Here is a 22,814-nt window from a genome sequence, read left to right on the forward strand (position 1 = left end):
GACTTTCAGGAACCAATAAGAATACAGTGGTCGAATCGAAAGGTAGCCCAACGAATGGACGACCAGCACTTCCTCGAGTCGGAGTGGGATTACTGTCTGGTGCTGGATGCGTGCCGGTATGACGTGTTCAGTGACGTGTACGACGAGTACCTCGACGGGACGTTGGAGAAGCGCTGGAGCACCGGATCGTCGACCCCGGAGTGGGCCTACCGGACCTTCACCGACGAACACGATATCGCGTACTTCTCCGGAAACCCATTCATCAACGATCTGGGGATCCCGCTGAACGAACTCAAGTGGGGTGCCAGTTGCGACTACGAGTGGTCCGCCTCGGAGCACATCAGTGACGTCTTCGACGTGTGGAAATCGGGCTGGGACGACGATCTCGGGACGGTCCCGCCGGACAGTCTCGGTGCGGCCTTTCACGACAATCAGGACGCCGTCGAGCGAGCTGACCGGACGGTGCTCCACTACATGCAGCCGCACGCGCCCTACCTCTCCCGCGGGAAGGGGCAGAAACTCAAACAGATCCAGAAAGGAATCCGGAAACAGGAGGAAGCCGAGAAGGAAACCGACGGCGGGGATAGTGGTGCCCTCTCCTCGCTCGGGGATACGATCCGTCCGAAAGTCGAGGACACGCTCGAGGGCAGCGAACTCGCCCAGAAGGCGGGCCTCTGGCTCGAGCTCGACCCCGCCGACCTCGTCAAGAACGGCACCCGTGAAGCGGCGATGGCGCTCTACGAGGAAAACCTGCGGATCGCACTCGAGTCCGTCGCCGACGTGGTCGAAGAGCTCGATGGGACGGTCATCGTGACCGCAGATCACGGGGAAGCCTTCGGCGAGGAGGGCGTCTGGGAACACCACATCGAGACGCACATCCCAGCGCTCATGGAGGTTCCGTGGCTCGAAGTCGAGTAACGCCGTGCCCGGACGGCGACGAGAACACTATGTACCAATTCGCGGCGGCAGTCTCGAGCGGCCGGCGGTAACCGCATCACACAGGGGGAGTCCGGTATGAAGATCAGCCACTACTTCGAATTCGAAACGCACGTCACCGGCGGCATTCACGAGTCCGTCGTCCACCAGCGGAAGATGCTGGACCGGCTCGGTGTCGCGTACACGACGGCGCCGACGCTCGAGGCCGACGTTTTTCACTGTAACCTCATGGGACCGCGATCCGTCTGGTACGCGGCGAGAGCGCAGCGACGAAGCATTCCCGTCGTCGCGAACACGCACGTGACCGCGGAGGACTTCGGAGAGAGCTTTCGATTCACGAACGCCCTCGCAAAGCCCCTCAAGCCGTATCTCCGGAGGGCCTACGGGTTGGCCGACGCGCTCGTCTGCCCGTCGGAATACAACCAGCGCCTGCTCGAGACGTACACCGACACACCGACGACGGTCATCTCGAACGGCGTCGACCGCGAGAAACTCGCGGGGTTCGAATCCCTCGAAACCGAGTACCGCGACCGGTACGACCTCGAGTCACCTACCGTCTTTCTCGTCGGCCACGTCATCAAGCGCAAGGGCCTCGAGACGTTCGTCGAACTGGCCCGCCGGCTGCCCGAACTGGATTTCGCGTGGTTCGGCCCGCTGGACCTCTCCCTGAAAGGCCGGGAGACGACGCAGTTGATCGAGGAGTCCCCGGCGAACTGCACGTTCACCGGCTACGTCGACGACATCCGCGGCGCGTTCGCAGCGGGCGACATTTTCTGTTTCCCCACGCACGAGGAAAACGAGGGGATCGCGTTGCTCGAGGCGATGGCCGCCGGCAAGCCGGTGCTCGTTCGGGACATCGAGACGTTCTCGTGGCTCGTAGACGGCGAAGACTGCCTGAAGGTGGCGGGAGCCGGCGTCGACGGGTTCGAGGACGCCCTCGAGCGACTCACGGATCCCGACCTTCGGGATCGGCTCGGATCGAACGCGGCCCGACGGAGCGAGGAGTTTTCGCTCGAGACGGTCGCGAAGCAGTATCAGTCGCTGTACGACGAGGTGGCCTGAATGAAAATCGGATTCTTTACGGACAGTTATTTCCCCGAGATTGACGGCGTAACGTATACGATCAAGCTCTGGCGCGAGGAGCTAGAACGGAAGGGCCACGAGGTGTACGTCATCTACCCGGACGGCGACTACGAGCCCGGTGAGCGCGAAGTCCCGGTCAAATCGCTGCCGAACCCGTTTTACGCCGGTTATCGGATCCCCCTCACCCGACGGCCGTCCACGCTTCCCGAGCTGGATATCGTCCACTGTCACGGGCCCGCACCGATCGGCATCCTCGGCCGATACTACGCCTGGAAACGCGATCTCTCGACGATCTACACGCATCACACCCCGCTTGAGGAGTACTTCCACCAGAGCATCAAACTCGAGTCCGTCGCGGCTCTGCTCTCGAGCCTGTACGTCCCCGTCGAGAACGCGTTCCTCGAGAGCTTCGACGTCGTCACCGCGTCGACCGAGCGGATCGACCGCGACGTCGAACACGTCCAGCTCCCGGTGGGAATCGACATGGACTTCTTTCAGGCGACCGAGGCGGACTGGTATCCCGACCGGACGGTGATCGGCTACAGCGGCCGGCTCAGCATGGAGAAAAACGTCAGCGAGATTCTGCGGGCCGCCGAGGAGTTGCCGGAATACGACTTCGTCATCGTCGGTGAGGGCCCCTACCGCGACTGTCTCGAGCGCAACGCCCCGGAGAACGTCGAGATCCGAACGTTCCTCCCCCGGGAGGAGCTGCCTGCCTTCTACTCCTCGATCGATACCTTCGTCACCGCCTCGACCGCGGACACGCTCGGCCTCTCGACACTCGAGGCCAACGCCTGCGGAACGCCCGTCGCCGCCGCCGATGTCCCGCCGTTCGACCACACGATCGGCCCCGACAACGGCGAGCGGTTCGACTACGGCGATCTCGAGTCGATGGTCGACGCCATCGAGACCTGTCTGGCGACCGATCGCGAGACCAGAGCGGGCGTCGAACGCTACGCGGTCGAGTACACGATGGACCACCTCGAGCAACTCTATCACAACGTGGGGCTCTCGAAAGACGAGGCGGTCGTCGACGTCGAGAGCCCGTGGCGGTTCTCCGAAGAAGAACGCAGCTAACCACCGGTTCGCGAGTGCAGTCTTTTGTTCTCGATCGATTTCGATGTCCTCGAGTGACGAACCAGCCGCCGCAGGAACCACGTTCGATCAGACCTCGAAACGGTCTGAAATGGTGATATTCAGGGATAGGGGTCCTGACGGAGTCGACGAGAAGGCCTATAAGCGAACCGAACGGGGTGCCACATAACCCAATGGGCGGCTTCGCTCCGTCCGGTCCCACGATGGCAACTCGAACACGTACTGACGGGGGTGACTGGCTATCGACCGACGGACGCTGATCGCGTTCGGTGCGTTAGCACTCGTCCTCGTCGTGCTCGTCCTCGGCTCGTCTGCGACCACGCCGTCCAGCGGCGCCGCGGTCGACCGACAGGAGCAGTTGGTGACGGTGGACGAGGACTCGTCGCTGTGGCCGTATACGAGTAGCGCGACGAAATTCGAGGAGCGGACGCTCGCGCTCAACGTCGTAGTCGCCGGTGATCCGGCGGACACCCGTCGGCACCTGAAACAGCGAAGCCGCGGCGGCTGGAACGAAACCGCTCCCGAACAGGAGGACGTCAGCGCCGCCTCGAGCGACGAAGCCGTCGGAACGTCGACGGCCTGGGGGAGCGCCGACGGCTCGACTCGGTACGTCTACGTCGCTTCCGACGACGATCCGAGCAGCGGGCGATGGCTCGACGAGAGCTACCAGTTACACGACGGCGAGTATCTCGGCTCGCGCCACCACATTCGGGCCTACGCGTCCCCTGACGACGGAGACGAGTGGACGGCGATGCAGGCCCATCGAGAACACTGGGACTGGTTTCGGCTCAGCCACACGGTCACCAGCGCGGAGGACTCACAGCAGTACGTCGAACGCGAGTTCATGGGCCGTCGATACGTCTCGAACGTTTCGCGCGACTATCTGGGGAACGACCGCGGCTTCGATTCCGACGGCTGGGTGACGAGTATCGAGATAGATACCGATGTCGGGAATGACGGCGACGACACCGATGACGGCTCGCCGGTTCACCTCGCGATGATCGGGCTCCTTCCGGGCGCGCTGCTCGGCGGTCGCGTCGCATCGCGGACCGTGCCTCGAGAGTTCGATTCCCTGCGTGTCCGCCACTCGTTCCTCCTGGCTGGTTCGCTGATCGGACTCTATCTCTTCGTCCGATTCGGTGCGATCGCCGTCGAGGCGCGCCTCGGTTCTCTCGATCCGCGATTCATCGCGGGCGCGTTCTACCCACTACTCGTCATCGGGTTACCGGTCTGTACGTACTACTTCGCCCGCCCGCTCGATCGGCCGACGGCCTTCGCTGTCAGTTCAGTCGGCTTCGCGACGGCAATCTTGCTCGATTACACCGCACTCGGCGTGACACGGCTGCCGGTCACCGTCTTCGTCCACCGGTTCTCGACGGCGATCGCCCTCGGCTTCATCGCCGTCGGTGCATCACACGCGGAACGAATCGACCCCGAAGATCACGGCTTCGTTCGAATGGGGGCGCTCCTCTGGGGCGTCACGCTACTCGTGCCGCTGCTCCGATTCCTGTAGCGGTCGCCCGTCCGCTGACTACCTCCCGAAATCGTCGGGACTCACGTACGGCCGCGTCCACGATGTCGTCGCCTGCGTGTACCCGACGACACCGACGAAGGTGACGACGTAACACAGCCAGCCCGGGAGACCGAACCCCCGTATCCAGACCGTCATCACCAGCGCCCAGGTCACGAGCACTGCCGTATCGCGACAGATCCGTTCCCCGTTGTGCCGGCAGTACGCGATCAATCGGTGGCGTCGTGACTCGAGCAACGGTCCATCGTCGCGGCTGGATTTAGCCCCGTCGCGGTCCGCTCTGGCGGGATCGAGTTTCGTTCGAGCCACCGTTGCTCGGTGGTTCGGGAGCGCTGGAATACGCTTTTTGGTTCGATCCGTCCGTCGCGGCTTCGATTCGATAGCCGTTCGGAGTTCGGAAGTTCCTCGAGTCAGGCGCTTGTACTGGCGACTCAGTCACCGCCCGGGTTTCGACGCGCGATCATGCCGAGCGCAATCCAGGAGATGACGACATTGCCGTCCTGCGTGACTCCCTCGAGGAGGCTATCGACGTAGCCTCGTTCGGGGTCGCTCTCCGAGACGCGCTTGTCGATGACTTCGGTCCGGATCGAGAGCGTGTCCCCGGGTTTGACCGGTCGTTTCCACCGGAGTTCGTCGACGCCGCGAGCGCCCATGCTAGCGCGGTCCTGCATCGGGCCGTCGACAAGCAGCCGCATACACATCGCGGCGGTGTGCCAGCCGGAAGCGACCAGTTCGCCGAACGCCGAGTCCTCGGCGGCGTCCGCGTCGGTGTGGAACGACTGCGGGTCGTACTGCTCGGCGAACTCGAGGATTTCTTCTTTCGTGACGTGATACTCGCCGAATTCGTGGGTTTCGCCGACCTTGATATCCTCGTAGTAACGCATCGGCATGTCCTGTGCCATGTATCGGCAAGAACCTGTGGGATGAGGCAGTGGAGACGGCAGGGGCGGCTGCTCGGCCGTTCCGCGTCGGCCCCCGACTGGGGCGGGTCGTGTTGCCGGCAGTCCGCTCTCACCGGCATTGTCTCGCCACCGTCGGTGCTGCGTCATCGTCGTTGCTGGAACTTCCAAACACCTTTGCGTCGGCGAACGGGCTGTTTCGGTATGACGCTCGAGGGAGCCACCGTTCTCGTCACCGGCGGTGCGGGATTTATCGGATCGAATCTGGCGAACCATCTCGCGGAGTCGAACGACGTGACCGTCGTCGACGACTGTTATCTGGGAACGCCCGAAAACCTGTCCGACGACGTCGAGTTCGTCGACGCGAGTGTGCTTGCGGACGACCTGCCGACGGATGTCGACGTCGTGTTCCACCTCGCGGCGCTGTCGTCGTACGCGATGCACGAGGAAGACCCTACAACGGGGGCCAGGGTCAACGTCGAAGGGTTCGTCAACGTGGTCGAACAGGCCCGTCAGGACGGCTGTGAGACGGTGGTGTACGCCTCGACCTCGTCGATCTACGGGAGCCGGACGGAGCCGTCGCCGGAGGATATGCCGGTAAGCGTCAACACCGGCTACGAAGCCTCGAAGCTCGCTCGAGAGCGCTACGGCGAGTACTTCTCGAACCACTACGGGATGACCGCGGCCGGCATGCGCTTTTTCTCGGTGTATCAGGGTTACGGCGGGGCAGAGGAGCACAAGGGAGAGTACGCCAACGTGATCGCCCAGTTCGCCGACGACATCGCCGACGGGGAGTCGCCGGTCCTCTACGGCGACGGCACCCAGACGCGGGACTTCACGCACGTCTCCGATATCGTCCGCGGCCTCGAGGGGGCCGCAGTCCACGAACTCGACGGGATCTACAATCTTGGGACCGGCGAGGCGTACGATTTCGACACCGTCGTCGAGATGATCAACGACGAACTCGGCACCGACGTGGAGCCGGAGTACGTCGAGAACCCGATTCCCGATTCGGTGTACGTCCACGATACCTGCGCCGACGCGTCGAAGATTCGCGAGGAGACCGGCTGGGAACCGCGGATCGACTTCGAAGAGGGCATTCGGCGCGTTTGTGCGCAGTACACGGACCAGTAACGCTATTTCTGCGTCGGCTTTCACGGATCGGAGTAGTGGCGATTTCGCGAATTAGAGTCCGAGAAACGGAAGCGACGGGGAACGCCGTAACTGTACCGGCGCGATCCGTGCTGTGATAGCCGGGCCGGTGTGCCGGCTCGAGCCTCGATCGGATCAGCGTCGGATTTGGGGACCCATCGACTTCCGTGCGAGATGTATCTGGGGGAAATAATACGTGGTCGCAACGCACTCGCCGTTCGAAATTGAATGCTGCTCCCGTGAGTATATCCCGTCCCCTATTCGACCAGATTGAAAATGATTTACAATCGTAGTGAATTTTACTGCAAGGGTGGTGATACCGATAGTCAACGGACCGCTGAGCGGACAGGTCGACAGCGCTCGTGCGACGGTCGAATATCGGCACCGGTAACTGTCACGGAAAACGATGTATGAGACGATCAGCGCACCTGCTAGGGGTTTTTACCGTGGCACGAACATCCACACGATATGCGACTTCACAACAGGGACGTCAGACAGGACGTCCGCGAACTCGGCGCGTTACTCGGCGACGTCCTCGAGGACCAGACGTCCCGCAGGTCGTTCGAGACGGTCGAGTCATGTCGTCAAGCCGCGATCGACTACCGAGCAGGGAAACTCGAGTCACGCGAACCGCTCGTGACGGAACTCGAGGGACTGTCGCCTCACCAACAGCGGATCGTCGCCCGCGCGTTCACGACCTATTTCGAGTTGATCAACCTCGCCGAGGAACGCGAGCGGGTCCGGACGATCCGCACGGGGTCTCAGGACGGAACACTCAGCGATAGTCTCGAGACCGCAGCCGAGGAACTCGGCGAGGCCGACGTCGAGACCGTCAGGCAGATCCTGGACGACGTGCTGATCGAACCGACCTTCACCGCGCACCCGACCGAGGCCCGCCGCAAGACCGTCAAGTCCAAACTGCGAGAGATTTCGACGTACCTCGAGACGCTGGACGAACGGCTGCTGACCGACAAGGAGAAGGGACAGGCCTGGCGGGACATCGACGCCGAGGTGACGAGCCTCTGGCAGACCCCGCAGGTTCGAAACCGCCAACCCGAACCCGAAGACGAGGCGCGCAACGTCCAGTGGTACCTCGAGAACACGCTGTTCGAGGTCGTCGGCGAGGTGTACGACGAACTCGACGATGCCATCGACGAGGAAGTCGCCGGCTCGCTCGACATCCCGAAACTCTTCGAGTTCCGTTCGTGGGCGGGCAGCGACCGCGACGGCAATCCGTACGTGACTCCCGAGGTGACCGCGAACACGCTCGAGCGCCAGCGATCGGTCATCATCGAGCGCTACCACGAACAGCTCAAGCGCCTCTCGGGCGTCCTGAGCCAGGACGGCAGCCGGATCGACGCCGGCTCCGCGTTTCAGGCCTCGCTCGAGCGCGACCGCGACCGGCTACCCGGCAGCGCCCGCACCGCCGAGGAGCGCTACCCCGGCGAGCCCTACCGGCAGAAACTCAAGCTCATGCGCGAGCGACTCCGCCGCGTCGGCGACGTCCGACCCGGCGGGTACGACGAGGTCGACGACCTCCTCGCCGATCTCGAGGTCATCTCGAAGAGCCTGCGCAACAACGGTGCCGAGAGCGTCGTCGACGCCCACGTCGACCCGATCCGCAGACAGGTCGCCACGTTCGGCTTCTCGCTGGCGAGTCTCGACCTGCGAGAGCACCAGCAAAAACACACGGACGCCATCGCCGAAGCGCTCGAGGCCGAGGGTGTCGACTACCACGACCTCTCGGAAGACGACCGCGCCGAGTTCCTGACCGACGCCATCTTGCAAGACGAATCGGTGATCGATCTGAGCGACACCGACGAGCTCTCGGACGATTCGGCGCGCGTCCTCCGCCTGTTCGACAGCCTCGCCGACTGGCAGACCGAGTACGGCAGCCACGCCATCGACACCTACGCCATCTCGATGACCGAGGAACCCAGCCACGTCCTCGAGGTGCTCTTCCTGGCCGATCAGGCCGACGTCATCTCCCTGCCCGAACACGCCGGGATCGACATCGTTCCGCTGCTCGAGACCGAGTACGCCCTCTCGGGTGCCCGGCGGATCATGGGGACGCTGTTCGAGAACGACGCGTATTCGCAGGTCCTCAAGGCGCGGGGCCAGACGCAGGAGATCATGCTCGGGTACTCGGACTCGAACAAGGAAAACGGCTTCCTCGCGGCCAACTGGTCGCTGTACAAGAACCAGCGCCGCCTCGGCGAGATCTGTGACGATCACGACGTGACGATGCGGCTGTTCCACGGCCGCGGCGGCTCGATCTCGCGGGGCGGCGGCCCGATGAACGAGGCGCTGCTCGCGCTGCCGAACTCGACTGTGACGGGCCAGGTCAAGTTCACCGAACAGGGTGAAGCCATCGCCGAGAAGTACGGCAATCCCCGCATCGCCGAACGAAACATCGAACAGATGCTCAACGCCCAGCTCCGGGCGCGCAAGCAGGCGATGGACCAACCGGAGGAGGAGGTCCGCGACGAGTGGGTCGACGCGATGGAAACCATGGCCGACGCCGCTCGACGGGAGTACCGCGACCTCCTCGAGAGCGAGGGATTCGTCCGGTACTTCGAGCAGTCGACGCCGATCACCGTCATCGAGGACCTCGATCTGGGCTCGCGGCCGGCGTCGAGATCGGGCGAGCGCACCGTCGAGGACCTCCGGGCGATCCCGTGGGTGTTCTCGTGGACGCAGTCGCGGTGTATCCTGCCGGGCTGGTACGCGATCGCGACGGGCGTCGAGGCCTACGTCGACGACGGCGGGTCGATGGAGACGCTGCAGACGATGTACGAGGAGTGGCCGTTCTTCCGGACGACACTGGACAACGCCGCCCTTTCGCTGTCCCGCACCGAACTCGAGATCGCCGAACGGTACGCGGACATGGCCGAACCGGAGCTTCGCGATCGGTTCTTCCCACGCGTAACCGACGAGTACGAGCGGACCGCCGACCTCATTACGGAAATCGGGCAGCGCGATCGGCTCCACACCCGTGACTGGCTCGGGGAGAATTTGGAGCGCCGGAATCCCTACGTCGATCCGCTAAACATGCTGCAGGTCTACTTGCTCAACCGAACCCATCGAACGGACATCGAGGAACGAACGCTGCGGCTGACGGTCAAGGGGATCGCGGCCGGCATGAAGAATACCGGCTGATCGAGACGGAGCGATCGAGCGGTACGCCAGCGGGTACCGGTCCGTGTTCGGCCGCTCGAGCCGATCGATTCCGCCGCTTTTCTCGGACGTGAATCGATCACAGGGAGCGCCACGGATCGAAACGGGTAAAAACGTCTCTCGAGTAGAAACGGATGAGCCGAGATAGCCTAGCCCGGCCAAGGCGGTAGATTCGAAATCTACTGTCCTCACGGACTCGGGAGTTCAAATCTCCCTCTCGGCGTTTTCACGACGACAACGACGGTGAGCGGAGCGAACCGTCTGTCGTCGTAAAACCCATACGGAGATTTGAATCAGGGAGTGAAGCGAAGCGAAACGACCGTGGTTCAAATCTCCCTCTCGGCGCTTTTGCAGCAACAAACTGATGAGCGCCGCGTAGCGGCGCGAATCAACTTCCGTTGCTGCAAAGTGGTAAACGGGAGATTTGAACGAGACAAGTCGCAGTTCGCGCAGCGAGAGGGCGGTCGCTTCGCGACCGCGATTGCGAACGGCGAAGCCGTGAGCGAGTACGTCTTGGCGTTGTTCAAATCTCCCTCTCGGCGTTTTACAGCAACCACACCCGACGAGTGACGCGTATCGGCTCGAGTTATCCAGTTCCTGGAACCGACATCTTGAAAATGTACACAGAGAGAGTCAGCCGCTGCCGGTTTCGACGAACCGCTGATTGGAGTCGAGACGTGCGAATCGACGATTAGGGCTCCCGCATCTGCGTGGGAGTTTTCTGACCCCGTTGAACCGACCGGAACCCCATCACTCGCAAGGGGGACCACTATGCAAATTCTTGCCGTATGTGATGTGTCACGAGATACCAATGAACGTAACGATAGAGCTGACAGTTCTGACCGGGTGGGCGCGATGAATGCTGACGAACCGGGAGACGATTCGACCGCGAGTGACGAGACGTTTCACCCGCTCGGCGACGAGTGGCAGGACGACCTCGAGGACGTGCTCGACGACACCGAGTACGACACCGAACTCGGAATGGAAATGGGGAGGGACGCCATGCGGGTCACGAAAGGCGACCTCTCGGAGGAGGAGTTCCACGAGCGCTATCACGAGGACGTGATGGAGGAGTTCGGTGAGGACGAACGGCCGATCGCCAGCCCGGACGATATCGATGAGGAGTCGGAGTCGCTGCTCTCGTCGCTCACTGGCGACGAGTCCCGTCGGGAAGTACTCAAGAAGGGAGCCGCCGGTGCCGGGTTCGCCAGCCTCGGGTGGGGTGCGGTCGACCAGCAGGAGCCGGAGCAGCCGGCCGTCGAAGACCCGGGGGAAGTACACCCCGACGAGGACGCGACGCAGTGGGGAATGACGATCGACCTCGAGCACTGTGACGGCTGTCTCTCCTGTGTAACCGCCTGTAACGCGGAGCACCAGTGGGACGAGGGGGCGAACTGGATGTACGTCCTCGCCTTCGAGGACGGCAACGTCGAGTCGCCCGAACCCGACGAGTACGAGAGCGTCCACGACTTCAACTACCTCGTCCGGCCGTGTCAGCACTGTACCGACGCGCCCTGCGAGAAGGTGTGTCCGACGACGGCCCGTCACACGCGCGACGACGGGGGGCTCGTGCTGACCGACTACGAGGTCTGCATCGGCTGTCGGTACTGTCAGGTTGCCTGTCCATACGGCGTCAACTACTTCCAGTGGGACGAGCCGGACGTAGAACGGGAGGAGCTCAGCGAGGAGGGGGTCTACGACTACCGCGACCGGCCCGTCAGCCGGCGTGCACCTCGCGGGGTCATGTCCAAGTGCGTCTTCGATCCGGCTCGTCAGGACGGCAATCACGGCGAGGAACTGGTCGGCACGACCGCTTGCGAACAGGCCTGTCCGCCGAGCGTCATCCAGTTCGGCGACATGAACAATCCGAACAGTGATCCGCAGCGCTACGATGAGAACCCGGCCAGAGCGCGAACGCTGATCCGGGTGAGTACGGGGCTTCCGTCGCCCGACGACCTCCCGTCGATGCTCGAGGGAGTGGACTCGAACCTGGACGCGGTCACCGAGGCCGTCGACGGCCTCACCGAGGACTCGATCGCCCTCGCGGTGGCGGTCCAGCTCACCCAGGAAGACTACGAGGAGGAGGCACCGGCGGGCGACACCTTGCCAGATCAGGAGCAAACGATCCTCGATGTCGTGTCGGTCCTTCAGGACCACGGGCTCGACCTTACCAGCGAGGAGACGCTCTCCCAGCTCGGTCTCACGGTCGACCAGTTCGAGGGGCCGTCCGAAGACGTCGAGGTCTCCGACAATGCAGATGTCGCGCAAGAACGGTTCGAGGACTACATCGATGCGCCCGAAGAGCGGTTCGAACTCCTCGAGGGCATCGGGACGAATCCGAACGTCACCTATCTCGGCACGCAGCCGGGTCCGAACGCCCATCAGGTCGAAGGCCCGACCTCCTACGAGGAGGTCGACATGCTCGACAGGCGACAGGAGGCCCTCGACGACCAGACCGTCGGTCTCGGGCTCCGTGACGATTGACGCGTCCCAGTGGCTCGTCACCGCCACTGCTTCCCGACCGTCGATTAGACTTCGAAGCCGAAGTTGAAATCACCCTGCCACTCCGCTCGTTCCCCACTGAAGTTGGTCTCACCGTAGTGCCGATTGCCGACCCACAGCACCGACGAGAGCGTCGTGTCGGGGTCGCTCATCACGAACCCGCGAAGAACGAGCTTTCGACGGAGTGGTCCGCACCGCTCTCGGCGAACCGGAGGCTCGCGCCGTCGGCGCCGATCGTACAGCTATCGAGCCTCGCCGGCAGACGGGAGGCAGGAGGCAGGTGGCGTTACGACTGGTTGATCGTCGGGGGTCGGGACCGCTCGCGATCGGCGACTGCTGACTCGGGCTCGGCAGCGTCCCGAGAGAGGGCCGCGACGAGCGTCAGCAGTAGGTACTGCTGGTGGGTGTTGTAACCGCCCTGCGACCAGGTGATTCGCCGGACCGCCTCGCTCGAGAACGGGCTGGCCAGCTCGTCGGGTTTGCTCGTCGCGTCGACGAGGGCGGTCGGTGGTTGTCCGGACGAGCTGCCGCCTCGCCCCAGCATCTGGAGGACCCGTTTCTTGAGTGCGGGGTGCTCGGACAGCCACTCGTAGCCGGCGTGTTTGACGCGGTACTCGAGGGAATTGATGGGCGCACCGTAATCGACGTACTCGACGTCGAGGGTGTCCGGATCGAGCGCGGCGAGGAATTCCCGGTAGAGGTTCGTCCGCCGCTTCTGTTCGGGCGGACACGCCATCGCCTCGGTGAAAAACGGGAGGGAGTAAAACGGCGTCGTCGACCACATGTAGTATCGCGTCCGGTCTTCGCCGGTGTTGAGGTAGTTGAACCCGCGCTCGCGAACGAGGAAGTGAACGAACTTCCCGTCGTAGTCGGATTCGGGATACGAGACGAGTCTGTCCCGGATCGACGCGCGGAGCGTGTCCGGATCGGCGTCGATGAGGGAAGCCACGTCCTCGAGCGAGTACACCTGCTGATAGTCGAGAACCGCGTCCACGAGTTCGTCGATCGAATCGACGTCTTTCGACGGTGTCAGGTCGGGGAACGCCTTGTCGCCGCCGTCACCAGTGATGAACGTGGCGCGGGGATGGTCAACCGACACCTGTTCGGCGAAGTTGAGACCCAGGGACATGCTCAAGTTGTTCATTCCCTGCGTCATGTCGAGCAGCGTTTCGCGGTGGTGATCGGTCCTGTCGACGACGTACGACTCCCAGGGAACGTCGAGCGCGTTCGCCACCTGTCGTGCAACGTTGACTTCGGCGGTGTTCGCGCCGTCCGCTCGCATCGATGTCGCGGCCGTCAGTTTCCCATCGACGCGAGTGTACCCGGCGATCGCCGCCCGCGAGTCGAGGCCACCGCTGAGGGAGATGAGCGTTTCCTCGGAGACGCTGGCGCGGTTTTCGCACGCCTCGACGAATTGGTCCCGGAGCCGTCGGGCGTTCGCCTCGACGCTTCGATTCCCGTTCGCGTGGACGTCGAACTCGAACTCGTGTGTCGACGTCACCGACTCCGCGCCGACCTCGATCAGCGATCCCGGCGGAAGCCGTTCGACCCCCGCGTACAGCGTTCGCGTCCCGAGCGGGTAGCCGAGGAGCAGCAACTGCCCGAGGCCGATCGGGTCGGGCTCGAGTTCGTCGCCGAGTGCCCGTCCCAGTTCCCGAATGACCTTGAGCTCGCGCGTGACGACCGTCGTCCCGTCGATCGTCGCGCGATAGGTCGGCAGTCGTCCGAACGCGTCGTTTACGGCCCACATTGTTCCGTCCGCGTCGTCGATAACGAGGAGCAGGAAGTCGCCGTCTCTGGCGGCCACCCACTCCGAGAGCGCCTCGGTGTCGCCTTCCCGTATCAGCGTCGCGGCTTCCGAGACCGCCGCGTCGACGTCTGCGGTACCGTAGAGATACCCTTCCAGCACAACCGTCGATGCCTCCGTTTCGAACACGGATACCGGATACTCGTCGTACTTCGTGTACGCGACGACGGGGTCATCGGTCCGGACGTCGTGGCGCTGATAGGCGTCGGTAAACCGAACGGAATCGAGAACGTCGTCGACGACGTCGTTGGCAGTCGGCTCTCCGAGAACCGTAATTCCAGGCATACCGGAGTGGAGCCACTTGAGGGGGATTATTATTCACCAGTTAAATCCGTCGAACGGATCTCTCACGGTGATTCGACCGAACTGGCCGGTTCGACGCGGTGTCGCAAAAGCGGGTTGACTCCCTCGCAGTACCCTCCCGATCACCGATCGACGGGCCCGAGCGGACGCGGGCGGTGCGTCGGAGGCGATGCCCGACGGTCGGCGAGCGCGGGACTAGAGCTCGTACCCGAAATTGAAGTCGCCCTGCCACTGCACCCGTTCACCGCGGAAGTTGGTTTCGCCGTAGTGGCGGTTCCCCGTCCACAGCACGTTCGAGAGTTCCGTATCGGGATCGCTCATAACGAGCCCGTCGAAGAACGAGCTCTCGACCGAGTGATCGGCCCCGCTCTCGGCGAACCGGAGGCTCGCGTCGTCGGAATCGATCGAACAGCCGTCGATCCTGATCCGATTAATGCTGCCGTCACCGTCGGTGACGAAGAGACCGTGGCGATCGGTAGACGACTGCGACGAAACGTCGAACTCGCAGTCGGTGAACGTCACCCGCGACGATCGGACGGAGACCGCGTAATCGGAAACCGACGGGCTCGTCCGATCCCTCAGCGAGCAGCTGTCGAAGACCGCCTGTGCATCACCGCTGTCGTCGATACGAATGGCGCGGCCGTCGGTTCCCTCGTCGGTGAGGGACACGTTCGTCAAGCGGGCTGGACCGTCCTGTGTCAACCGAACCAATTCGGTATCCTTCCTGACCTCGTTCGTCACGTTCAGTCCGTCGATCCGTTGGTTCCCGCCGTCCTCGAGCCAGAGGCCAGTCCACGCAACCCCGGGGTGTTCAGTCATTGAAATCCGGCAGTTCCGTGCCGAATCGTTCGTTCCGAGCCGGATATGCGCGGCGGCACAGTTGTGCGTGTGGCAGTCGGAGAGAACGTTTCGACCGGAATCGTGCGAGAGGTAGAACCCGTGAGAGATGTACCCCGCCGCCTTGCAGCTCTCCCAGTGGTTCGTCCCCCTGTTGTAGATTTCCGAGGCGAAGGGGATCGCGAACCCGAAGTGGGAGTCCCGATCGTAGTACGTGTCACCGTTGACGAGGTGACAGTTTCTGATGACGTTCGTCGTGGTCGGTAGCCTCCCGTCGACCATGATCGTGTGGAGGTCGCCACCGTAGGTCGGCTCCCGCCTGTTGCGCTGCCCGCGCATGGAGACGTTCTCGATGAGGCCGTACCTGTAGGTGAACCAGCGACAGATGCCGGCGTCGTACTCGCCGCGGATGTCGACCTGAACGTTCCGAAGGACCGTTCGCTGGGCGTTCGGAAGCGACGTGTCGATGGTTCCGACGGTCATCAGACGGTCGACGTCCTGATCGGTCACTTCGAGGACGGCGAACGGTTCGCCGACGATCCCCAGAAACTCGTGGGCGTCGAAGTGGACGTTGTCGGTGTCGACGTGCCACGTCCCCGCGGGAATCTTGTAACAGTGGTTTCGTTCCGTTGGCTCGAACGAATAGTAGTGATCTTCGATCGCGCCCCATAGGTCGTCCGCCTCGGGTTCGACGCCGAGATCGTCGCGGACGTCGACGACGTTCGGGTTTGTCTCGCCGCGAACGGTGACGGTGTCCATATCGGTGTCGGTCACCGAGATCGACTCTCCGAAATCGAGGTGCGACACGTCGTCGTCGACCGTCGTTCCCGAGTCGCTCACGGCTATCGACGCGGCCTCCTGACTCTGGGCCGCGGCGATACCGGCGTTCCGCGAATTCGTCGCGGCGACACCGCTGAGAGCGCCACCGAGCCCCAGGGCACCGAGCATTCGTACGTACGAACGACGCGACGTCTCACCGATAGCGCTTCCCGATCGATCTTCCTGATTGTCTTCGTCCATCACGAGCATACCGTCACGAATTCCCGGATTTGTTATGTTCATTCTACTGATAATTGTGCGCCAGCGAACATTGGCCAGTCCGTTTCCTCCCTGCAACGGTCGCTGAGGCGGTCGGTAGGTAGTCCCATCCGAGAAGTGATCCACCCCGTCGCCGTCGGCGAGAAACCGACGGCTATAGCCAGTCACGATTCCGACAGCCCGAGCGTACGAAGTACGTTCTCGTTCGAACGTATCCGAAACCAAATGTATTTCAAGTGATGCGAGCCGAACTATCGACCATGGACCGTCGAAAGCGACTGATCGTCGGAAGCCTCTGGATCGGGGTCGCGGCCGTAATGGCGACGACGCTCGACCTCGGTGTGCCGTCCTCGGCGAGCGAGATCGCTCGCCTGTTCGTCGTCGCCGTCGCCCTGTTTCTGGCGGGCGTCTACGTGTTCGATCCGTGGAACCTCGTTAGCGATCCCTTCCGGCAGGGCTGAACGCGATCGGCCAGGCGGCGCCGCTCCGACTGCCCGTCCGAATCGTGAAAAACGAGCCGCTCAACCGCCGGCTGACTCGCTCCCGGTCAGTCGTCGGCCGGTGCGAGCGGCTGCTGGTCGGCCGCGAGCAATCGATCCAGTGCGTCGACCATCGCTTTCACGCTCGCACGGGTGATGTCGGCCTCGCTGCGGGCGACCGTCACCGAGCGATCGTTGCGAGCCATCGTCACTTCGACGGTGACGACGGCGTCCGTACCGCCCGTCACCGCATCGACGTGGTAGGACTCGAGTTCGGCGTCGGCCATCGATCCCAGCGCCTCGCGGACGGCGGAGACTGCGGCGTCGACGGGGCCGGACCCGGTGCCGCTGGCGACGCGTTCCTCGCCGTCGACGGCGAGACGGATGCTCGCGGTCGGGACGGCACCGCCGCTGGTGGCGGTGAGATCGAGCAGTTCCACGACGCGCTCGCGGTCCTCGCCGGTGACGTCCTCGGCGATGGCCAGCAGGTCGGCGTCCGTGACTCTTCGGCCGCGGTCACCGAGTTCGGTCACCCGGTTCGCGATTTCGGCGACCTCGTCGTCGTCGGCGTCGACGCCGTGTTCCTCGAGCGTCGCCGCGACGCCCGCGCGGCCGGTGTGTTTGCCGAGCGCGAGCCGGCGCTCGCGGCCGACGGTCTCGGGCGCGTAGGGCTCGTACATCTTGTCGTCTTTGAGCGTGCCGTCGGTGTGGATCCCGCTCTCGTGGGTGAAGGCGTTCTCGCCGATGACGGCCTTGTTCGGCGCGAGCTGGATCCCCGTCGCTCGCGAGACGATCTGAGCGAGGTCGTAGAGCTCCTCGAGTTCGAGCGTCTCGAGATCGTACACGTGCGAGAGGGCGATCGCGACCTCCTCGAGAGCGACGTTACCGGCGCGTTCGCCGAGCCCGTTGACCGTGCAGTGAACGAGGTCGGCACCCGCCGCGATGGCCGCGAGCGCGTTGGTTACGCCCAGCCCGAGATCGTCATGCGTGTGGGCGCTGACCGGGCCGAGCTCGGCGAGCCGAGCGACGGCCTCGTAGGTGTGTTCCGGGCCGGTGTGGCCGACGGTGTCGGCGAAGCAGAAGCGATCCGCGCCCGCCTCGAGGGACGCCTCGGCCAGCTCCTCGAGGTAATCGAGATCGGCCCGGGAGCCGTCCTCGCCGATGACCTCGACCCAGAGGTCGTGGTCTTTCGCGTAGGCCACGAGTTCGGCGGTCTTCTCGAGGTTGTCTTCGCGGGAGGTACCGACCTTGCCCTCGACGTGGCGGTCGCTGGCGGGGACGACGATGTGGACCCCGTCGACGTCGCACTCGAGCGCGAGGTCGATGTCGGTCGTGATCCCGCGACAGAAGCTGGTGACGCGAGCGTCTAGATCGAGGTCGGTCACCCGTGAAATAGCCTGTCGCTCACCCGCGCCGGTACAGGCGCTGCCGGCCTCGATGACGGAGACGCCGGCTCGCTCGAGCGAGCGAGCGATCTCGACTTTCTCGTCGGGCGAGAGCGAGACGCCGGGGGCTTGCTCGCCGTCGCGAAGCGTCGTGTCGAGAAGGCGCACTGTACGGTCCGATGCTATCGTCTGTTCGGGGGTGTGAGTTACAGGCAAGAGTGGTGAAGGCGGGTTACGTTCGTCGGAGAATTTCGCATCCAGCCGGGTCGCCCCGACTTCCTCTATCCTCGGCGTGCGGCGTTGAGATGGTATCTCGTGCCATTGTACTGTGGGCTAACGTATCATGCCGACTTAAATCCGCCGATCGCGGCTCGATCGCTCGCTATCGATTTCGATCGTCCTCGAGCACCAGCCGATCGCCGGGCTCGACGTCGGCTGCGGTGCCGGCGGGGAGTTCGACGATCAGGTTGGCCTTCTCGCGAGCGAAGCTCCGCCACGGACGGAGGGTCTCAACCCGTTGAACGACGCCGTCGACGATCCAGACGGCGTCGATCGGGAAGAAGACGAACAGCATGTGGAGGTCGCGAGTCTTCGTCGAGTCGAACTGGAACGCGAGCGCGTAGTCGTCCGGCACGGATCGTCGAAACATGAGCCCCCGCGTCTGGCTCACGATCGAGTCCGCGAGATCGACCGCCGTCGCCAGGATCTCGCGGTCGGTCCCGTCGCCGGACGGACTGTCGGCAGCCGGATCGTGGACGAGTCGCACGCCCTCGAGTGAGAAGCCGGACGCAAAAAGTCTTCTCGCCGCAGCACTCTTCGAGTCGATACCGGCCACCCGAGTCGTCAACTCGGAACCGCGCCAGAGGATTCAAATCGGCTCGCGCGTAACCCGCCGTACGCGCATATGGAGAAAACCCCGCAGGGAACCTCGGTCGGCGTCGACGACCCCTACGAGTTCGCGGGCGTCTGCGACCACCTCACCGGTGAGGGAAAGTGCCGGTACGCCTTCGACCACTACGAGCACGACCCCGAGTTCGCTCGCGAGCGCGCGGACGACGACTACGATTGTCCCGTCGTCGACCCCGAATCGAACTGGTCGTGGGCCGACTGTCCCCACTTCCGGTCGCGCAACCGCGACCGCGAGTGCGTCCGCTGTGGGCTCGAGGAAAAGCGGATGGCTCACGACGACGAGCGACCGCTGCTCGAGGAACATCACCTCTCCTACGCTCGCGACGGCGAGAGCCTCACCCACGAGATCACGATCTACCTCTGTCGGTGGTGTCACGCCAAGGTCCACAACTCGTGGGCGCGGATCACCGACGACGCCGCGCTCGATCCGGAGGCGATCGCAGCGCTCGAGGAACGCCGGGGTCGCGAACAGTCGGAACTCGGGTTCGAGTCGGCGGCGGAGCGCTACGACGACGAGCGATGACTTTCGCGGCTGCGCGCCGGAGCGGAAATCAGGCCAGTTTTCGGAGGATGCCGTACACCGCATCGCGAAGTCGGTCGGGAAGGTAGCGAGCGTAGAGGCCGTACTGCGCCAGCGGCCCAACGGGATACCGCGCCGGCGGGTCGGGGCTGGTCGCCGACTCGAGAATCGCCTCGGCGACGTCCTCGGGATCGGAGGCGAAGGGGCCGCCGCTCCCGCCGCCGATCAGTTGCGCGTCATCGTACAGTTCGTACAGCGCCTCGTAGGCCGGCGTTCGCTCGTCCTCTGGGAGTTCGTCGTCGACGCGGTCGGTGAAGTTCGTCTCGACCGGTCCGGGTTCGACCACGATGACGTCGATCCCGAACTCGTCGACTTCCCCGCGCAGGGCGTCGCTCATCGCCTCGAGTGCGTGTTTCGAGCCGGCGTAGGCACCCGCGCCGGGCATTGAGATCCGGCCGATGACGCTCGAAACGTTGACGATCCGGCCCTCGCCCTGGGCGCGCATGTGCGGCAGGGCGGCGCGAGTGAGCCGGTGGGGGCCGTAGACGTTGACGTCGAACTGCCGGTGGAGATCGACTGTGGCAACGTCCTCGAGGGGCCCCATCTGGGCGTAGCCGGCGTTGTTGACGACGCAGTCGATTGAGCCCGCGATGTCGACAGTCTCCTCGACGACCCGCGCGACCTGCTCGGGATCGGTGACGTCGAGCGCGAGCGTCTCGCAGCCCGCCTCCTCGAGGGCTTCGATGTCGTCGACGTTGCGCGCCGTCGCGAAGACCTGCCAGTCCTCGGCGAGGAAGGCTCGGGCGGTCGCCCGGCCGATTCCCGACGAGCAGCCGGTGATGAGGACCGATTTCTTGCGCGTGAAACGATCGGAATCGGTCGTAGCTGTCGTCTCGCGACCGCGGTCGTCCTCGACGACGGTCCCGTCCGGCCCGTCATCGGCTGTCCTGTCGACGTCCTCAGCGGTGGCCATACGTGACCGGTTCGAGAGACGATACCTAAGTATCGACGGTTTGTCGCGCTCATCGTAATTTTCTGGTTGAGTACGTATACGGGGGAGTAACCGTCTGGGATGGACCGCAATGACGCCGAAAGCCCCTGGTTCGCTGGAGTCCCAGGACTCGTTGCGCGCTTCCCTCACTCCGTTCGGTCCAGTGCTTACGTCGTCCGGGTTCCCCCAGCGAACCAGCCCCTTTCAGTCCCGCCCACCGCAGGCGGTTGGTCGGGCGGCTGTAGCCGGTGGATGGTCGAGCTACTCGGTGAGTTCCTGCTTGGCCTCGTCGGCGTACTTGTCCGCCAGCCGAACCGGCTCGGGGAGTTTGTACGACGAGGCGAGCTCGAGGACGATCTCGGCCGCCGTCTCGGGGCCGACGCGGTGGCCGGAGCTGACGTACAGCGGATTGATGTACTGATTCGGCGAGTCGTACTGTCGGGTCTGGACGGCGTAGCCGATGAGGGTACCATCAGACGCGTCAACCCTCGAGTTGGATTCGATGGCGACTGTCGACCCTTCGGGGAGGTTATTTGTGTCCTCCCGCGGCGTTCCACAGAGCAGGCTCTTCGCGACGCCGATGCTCGGCACGTCCCGAACCACGCCCATGTGCGTCGCGATCCCGGCCTGTCGGAAGTGAATCCGACCGCTGCCGTCGAAGAGGAGGAGGTCGGGGTCGACGGACAGCTCCTCGAGTGCCGCGAGGATCGGCCCGCCCTCGCGAAAGGAGAGGAGGCCGGGGATGTAGGGAATCTCGAGGGGCGTCACCGCGTGGACGCGCTCGACGACCTCGCCGCCGCGCATCGCGACGACGGCGCTCAGTGCGCGATCCTGGTCACCGTCGTCGTTCGTGAGAAACGACTGATCGACGCCGACGACGACCGGTGGGTCGCCGGCGCTGGCGGTTGTCGCGAGCGGGTTCGAGAGCGCGGCGGGATCGAACGCGAACTCGTCTTCGAAGACGGCGACCGACGCGATTTCGCGCTGGAGGGCTTCCATTTCTTCGCGCGAAAGTCCAGAACCGGGTGCGAGATCGGGGCGGGGAGTACTCATCGATGTGGCGGTACTAAACGGCGGGCGAAAATCAGTTGCGGGGTTGTAGCAGAGAACGTGGGTGGCCGATCAGAATCGACCGCGGCCTGGACCGCCCGGGCCGCCAGGTCCACCGGGGCCGCCACCGCCGAACTCGAGGCGGTTCGGGGCGCTGACGTTTCGGTTTTGCTTGAGGTACTGTCCGTATGCGAGGCCGATCACGAGGCCGACGAGGTGGGCCATGTGTGCGATACCAGCCCCGAACCCGCCGCCAGCACCAGCGAGGAAGAAGACGCTGATGAAGGCGTAGCCGGCGGTGAGGAGCCAGATCGGGACGGGGATGATGAAGTAAAGGTACACCTTGAGATCTGGATTCAAGATTGTCAGGACACCCAGAATAGCGAGTGCAGCACCGCTGGCTCCCACGACACCGGAGGTGAACGGCGTTATCGGACTCACCTCTATCATCTGGATCGTTATCTGTCCGAGCCCGGCAAGTGCGCCACTCACGAGGAACAGAATCGCAAACTTCCGCGACCCGACGTAGCGCTCGACGAGCGGGCCGAAGAAGAATATCACGATACTGTTCCCGACGATGTGCATGAATCCTCCGTGAGCGAAAATCGAAGTGAACCACGTCCAGACGTACTCCGGATGATAGGGGCGAAGAACGAATATCGAGCTATAGGCCTCGTAGCTGAGGAACTGTTGCAAGATTAACTGACTGAGAAAGGTCAGCCACATCAGCGCGAGGACCGTGTACGTCATATTTCCGCGGAAGTACGCCAGCGGTCCGCCCGTGCCCGTATTGATCGGAATTTTGTCGGTGAGACTCGAGGCTCGTGACGTACTCCCGCCCGAATTGACGTTGTCGTCGAAGCCGCTATCGAAGACGCCCTTCGGGTCGTTCCAGTTCTCGAGTCCCGTACAGTTGTGGTTCTCGGGGAGCCGATGGTCGCCACAGTACGTGCCACCGCAGTGCCGACAGTTGTACGGCATGTTTTCGTCCTTCCCACACACGTCGCACTTGGCCATTGACCGGGGGTATGTGCGGAGTCGCTAAGGGATTTGGGGTTTTCACCGGATTATTTCGGCGCGGCCGATCCAATCAGTAGGCCCGATGGACGGTTCAGTACGC

Annotated in this window: 19 protein-coding genes and 1 tRNA gene; 10 read left to right on the forward strand and 10 right to left on the reverse strand. The window is 63.8% G+C overall.

Going from position 1 to position 22,814, the window contains the following annotated elements:
- Positions 1 to 54: 54 nt before the first annotated feature.
- The 4 genes from HYG81_RS20690 to HYG81_RS20705 all read left to right on the forward strand — a co-directional run bounded on the left by HYG81_RS20690 (position 55) and on the right by HYG81_RS20705 (position 4,627).
- Positions 55 to 918, forward strand: a complete 864-nt coding sequence (locus HYG81_RS20690) for a hypothetical protein (protein WP_180841589.1) — start codon at positions 55 to 57, stop codon at positions 916 to 918.
- 96 nt (positions 919 to 1,014) lie between these two features.
- Positions 1,015 to 1,998, forward strand: a complete 984-nt coding sequence (locus tag HYG81_RS20695) for a glycosyltransferase family 4 protein (RefSeq protein ID WP_180841590.1) — start codon at positions 1,015 to 1,017, stop codon at positions 1,996 to 1,998.
- Entirely contained in the window at positions 1,999 to 3,096 is a 1,098-nt protein-coding gene (locus tag HYG81_RS20700) for a glycosyltransferase (RefSeq protein WP_180841591.1), read from the forward strand.
- Positions 3,097 to 3,406: 310 nt separating this feature from the next.
- The gene (locus HYG81_RS20705) at positions 3,407 to 4,627 is read left to right on the forward strand and encodes a hypothetical protein (protein ID WP_226376002.1); all 1,221 of its coding nucleotides are present in this window, start codon (positions 3,407 to 3,409) and stop codon (positions 4,625 to 4,627) included.
- An 18-nt stretch (positions 4,628 to 4,645) separates the two neighbouring features.
- Here HYG81_RS20705 and HYG81_RS20710 read toward each other — a convergent pair whose 3' ends face one another.
- Both HYG81_RS20710 and HYG81_RS20715 read right to left on the reverse strand, forming a co-directional pair.
- The gene (locus HYG81_RS20710) at positions 4,646 to 4,954 is read right to left on the reverse strand and encodes a DUF8119 family protein (protein ID WP_180841592.1); all 309 of its coding nucleotides are present in this window, start codon (positions 4,952 to 4,954) and stop codon (positions 4,646 to 4,648) included.
- A 122-nt stretch (positions 4,955 to 5,076) separates the two neighbouring features.
- On the reverse strand, positions 5,077 to 5,529 hold the full coding sequence (locus tag HYG81_RS20715) for a MaoC family dehydratase (RefSeq protein WP_180841593.1): 453 nt from the start codon (positions 5,527 to 5,529) through the stop codon (positions 5,077 to 5,079).
- Positions 5,530 to 5,748: 219 nt separating this feature from the next.
- Between HYG81_RS20715 and HYG81_RS20720 the strand changes: the two genes are divergently transcribed.
- The 4 genes from HYG81_RS20720 to HYG81_RS20735 all read left to right on the forward strand — a co-directional run bounded on the left by HYG81_RS20720 (position 5,749) and on the right by HYG81_RS20735 (position 12,357).
- The gene (locus tag HYG81_RS20720; protein WP_180841594.1) at positions 5,749 to 6,678 is read left to right on the forward strand and encodes an NAD-dependent epimerase/dehydratase family protein; all 930 of its coding nucleotides are present in this window, start codon (positions 5,749 to 5,751) and stop codon (positions 6,676 to 6,678) included.
- 486 nt (positions 6,679 to 7,164) lie between these two features.
- Positions 7,165 to 9,855: a phosphoenolpyruvate carboxylase gene (gene ppc / locus HYG81_RS20725; protein ID WP_180841595.1), complete on the forward strand. Its 2,691-nt coding sequence runs from the start codon at positions 7,165 to 7,167 to the stop codon at positions 9,853 to 9,855.
- A gap of 156 nt (positions 9,856 to 10,011) precedes the next feature.
- A tRNA-Ser gene (locus HYG81_RS20730) sits at positions 10,012 to 10,096 on the forward strand.
- 632 nt (positions 10,097 to 10,728) lie between these two features.
- A complete protein-coding gene (locus HYG81_RS20735) occupies positions 10,729 to 12,357 on the forward strand; it encodes a 4Fe-4S ferredoxin N-terminal domain-containing protein (protein WP_180841596.1) in 1,629 nt (542 codons plus the stop codon).
- Between the two features lie 44 nt (positions 12,358 to 12,401).
- On the opposite strand, the gene HYG81_RS45340 is transcribed toward HYG81_RS20735, so the two are convergent.
- From HYG81_RS45340 to HYG81_RS20745, 3 genes are all read right to left on the reverse strand, one after another.
- Positions 12,402 to 12,527 carry a hypothetical protein gene (locus tag HYG81_RS45340; protein ID WP_255647639.1) on the reverse strand — a complete coding sequence of 42 codons (126 nt, stop codon included), beginning with the start codon at positions 12,525 to 12,527 and terminating at the stop codon, positions 12,402 to 12,404.
- Between the two features lie 134 nt (positions 12,528 to 12,661).
- A complete protein-coding gene (locus HYG81_RS20740; protein WP_180841597.1) occupies positions 12,662 to 14,467 on the reverse strand; it encodes an asparagine synthase-related protein in 1,806 nt (601 codons plus the stop codon).
- A gap of 213 nt (positions 14,468 to 14,680) precedes the next feature.
- Entirely contained in the window at positions 14,681 to 16,351 is a 1,671-nt protein-coding gene (locus HYG81_RS20745; protein ID WP_180841598.1) for a hypothetical protein, read from the reverse strand.
- 269 nt (positions 16,352 to 16,620) lie between these two features.
- Here HYG81_RS20745 and HYG81_RS20750 point away from each other — a divergent pair, with 269 nt between their 5' ends.
- Entirely contained in the window at positions 16,621 to 16,821 is a 201-nt protein-coding gene (locus tag HYG81_RS20750) for a hypothetical protein (RefSeq protein ID WP_180841599.1), read from the forward strand.
- An 86-nt stretch (positions 16,822 to 16,907) separates the two neighbouring features.
- Here the strand turns inward: HYG81_RS20750 and HYG81_RS20755 are convergent, their stop codons facing one another.
- Together HYG81_RS20755 and HYG81_RS20760 are read right to left on the reverse strand one after the other, a co-directional pair.
- Positions 16,908 to 18,392, reverse strand: a complete 1,485-nt coding sequence (locus HYG81_RS20755) for a 2-isopropylmalate synthase (protein WP_233289906.1) — start codon at positions 18,390 to 18,392, stop codon at positions 16,908 to 16,910.
- A 214-nt stretch (positions 18,393 to 18,606) separates the two neighbouring features.
- Positions 18,607 to 18,990, reverse strand: a complete 384-nt coding sequence (locus HYG81_RS20760) for a DUF192 domain-containing protein (protein WP_180841601.1) — start codon at positions 18,988 to 18,990, stop codon at positions 18,607 to 18,609.
- 138 nt (positions 18,991 to 19,128) lie between these two features.
- On the opposite strand from HYG81_RS20760, the gene HYG81_RS20765 reads away from it, so the two are divergent.
- Positions 19,129 to 19,656 carry a DUF7097 family protein gene (locus HYG81_RS20765; RefSeq protein WP_180841602.1) on the forward strand — a complete coding sequence of 176 codons (528 nt, stop codon included), beginning with the start codon at positions 19,129 to 19,131 and terminating at the stop codon, positions 19,654 to 19,656.
- 28 nt (positions 19,657 to 19,684) lie between these two features.
- Here the strand turns inward: HYG81_RS20765 and HYG81_RS20770 are convergent, their stop codons facing one another.
- The 3 genes from HYG81_RS20770 to HYG81_RS20780 form a co-directional block, all read right to left on the reverse strand.
- Complete coding sequence (locus HYG81_RS20770) at positions 19,685 to 20,626, reverse strand: SDR family oxidoreductase (RefSeq protein ID WP_180841603.1); 942 nt, start codon at positions 20,624 to 20,626, stop codon at positions 19,685 to 19,687.
- A gap of 279 nt (positions 20,627 to 20,905) precedes the next feature.
- Entirely contained in the window at positions 20,906 to 21,697 is a 792-nt protein-coding gene (locus HYG81_RS20775) for an endonuclease V (RefSeq protein ID WP_180841604.1), read from the reverse strand.
- A 69-nt stretch (positions 21,698 to 21,766) separates the two neighbouring features.
- Positions 21,767 to 22,711: a rhomboid family intramembrane serine protease gene (locus HYG81_RS20780; protein WP_180841605.1), complete on the reverse strand. Its 945-nt coding sequence runs from the start codon at positions 22,709 to 22,711 to the stop codon at positions 21,767 to 21,769.
- Between the last annotated feature and the right edge of the window lie 103 nt (positions 22,712 to 22,814).

It is taken from the genome of Natrinema zhouii, from assembly GCF_013456555.2.
GTDB classification, from domain to species: Archaea; Halobacteriota; Halobacteria; order Halobacteriales; family Natrialbaceae; genus Natrinema; species Natrinema zhouii.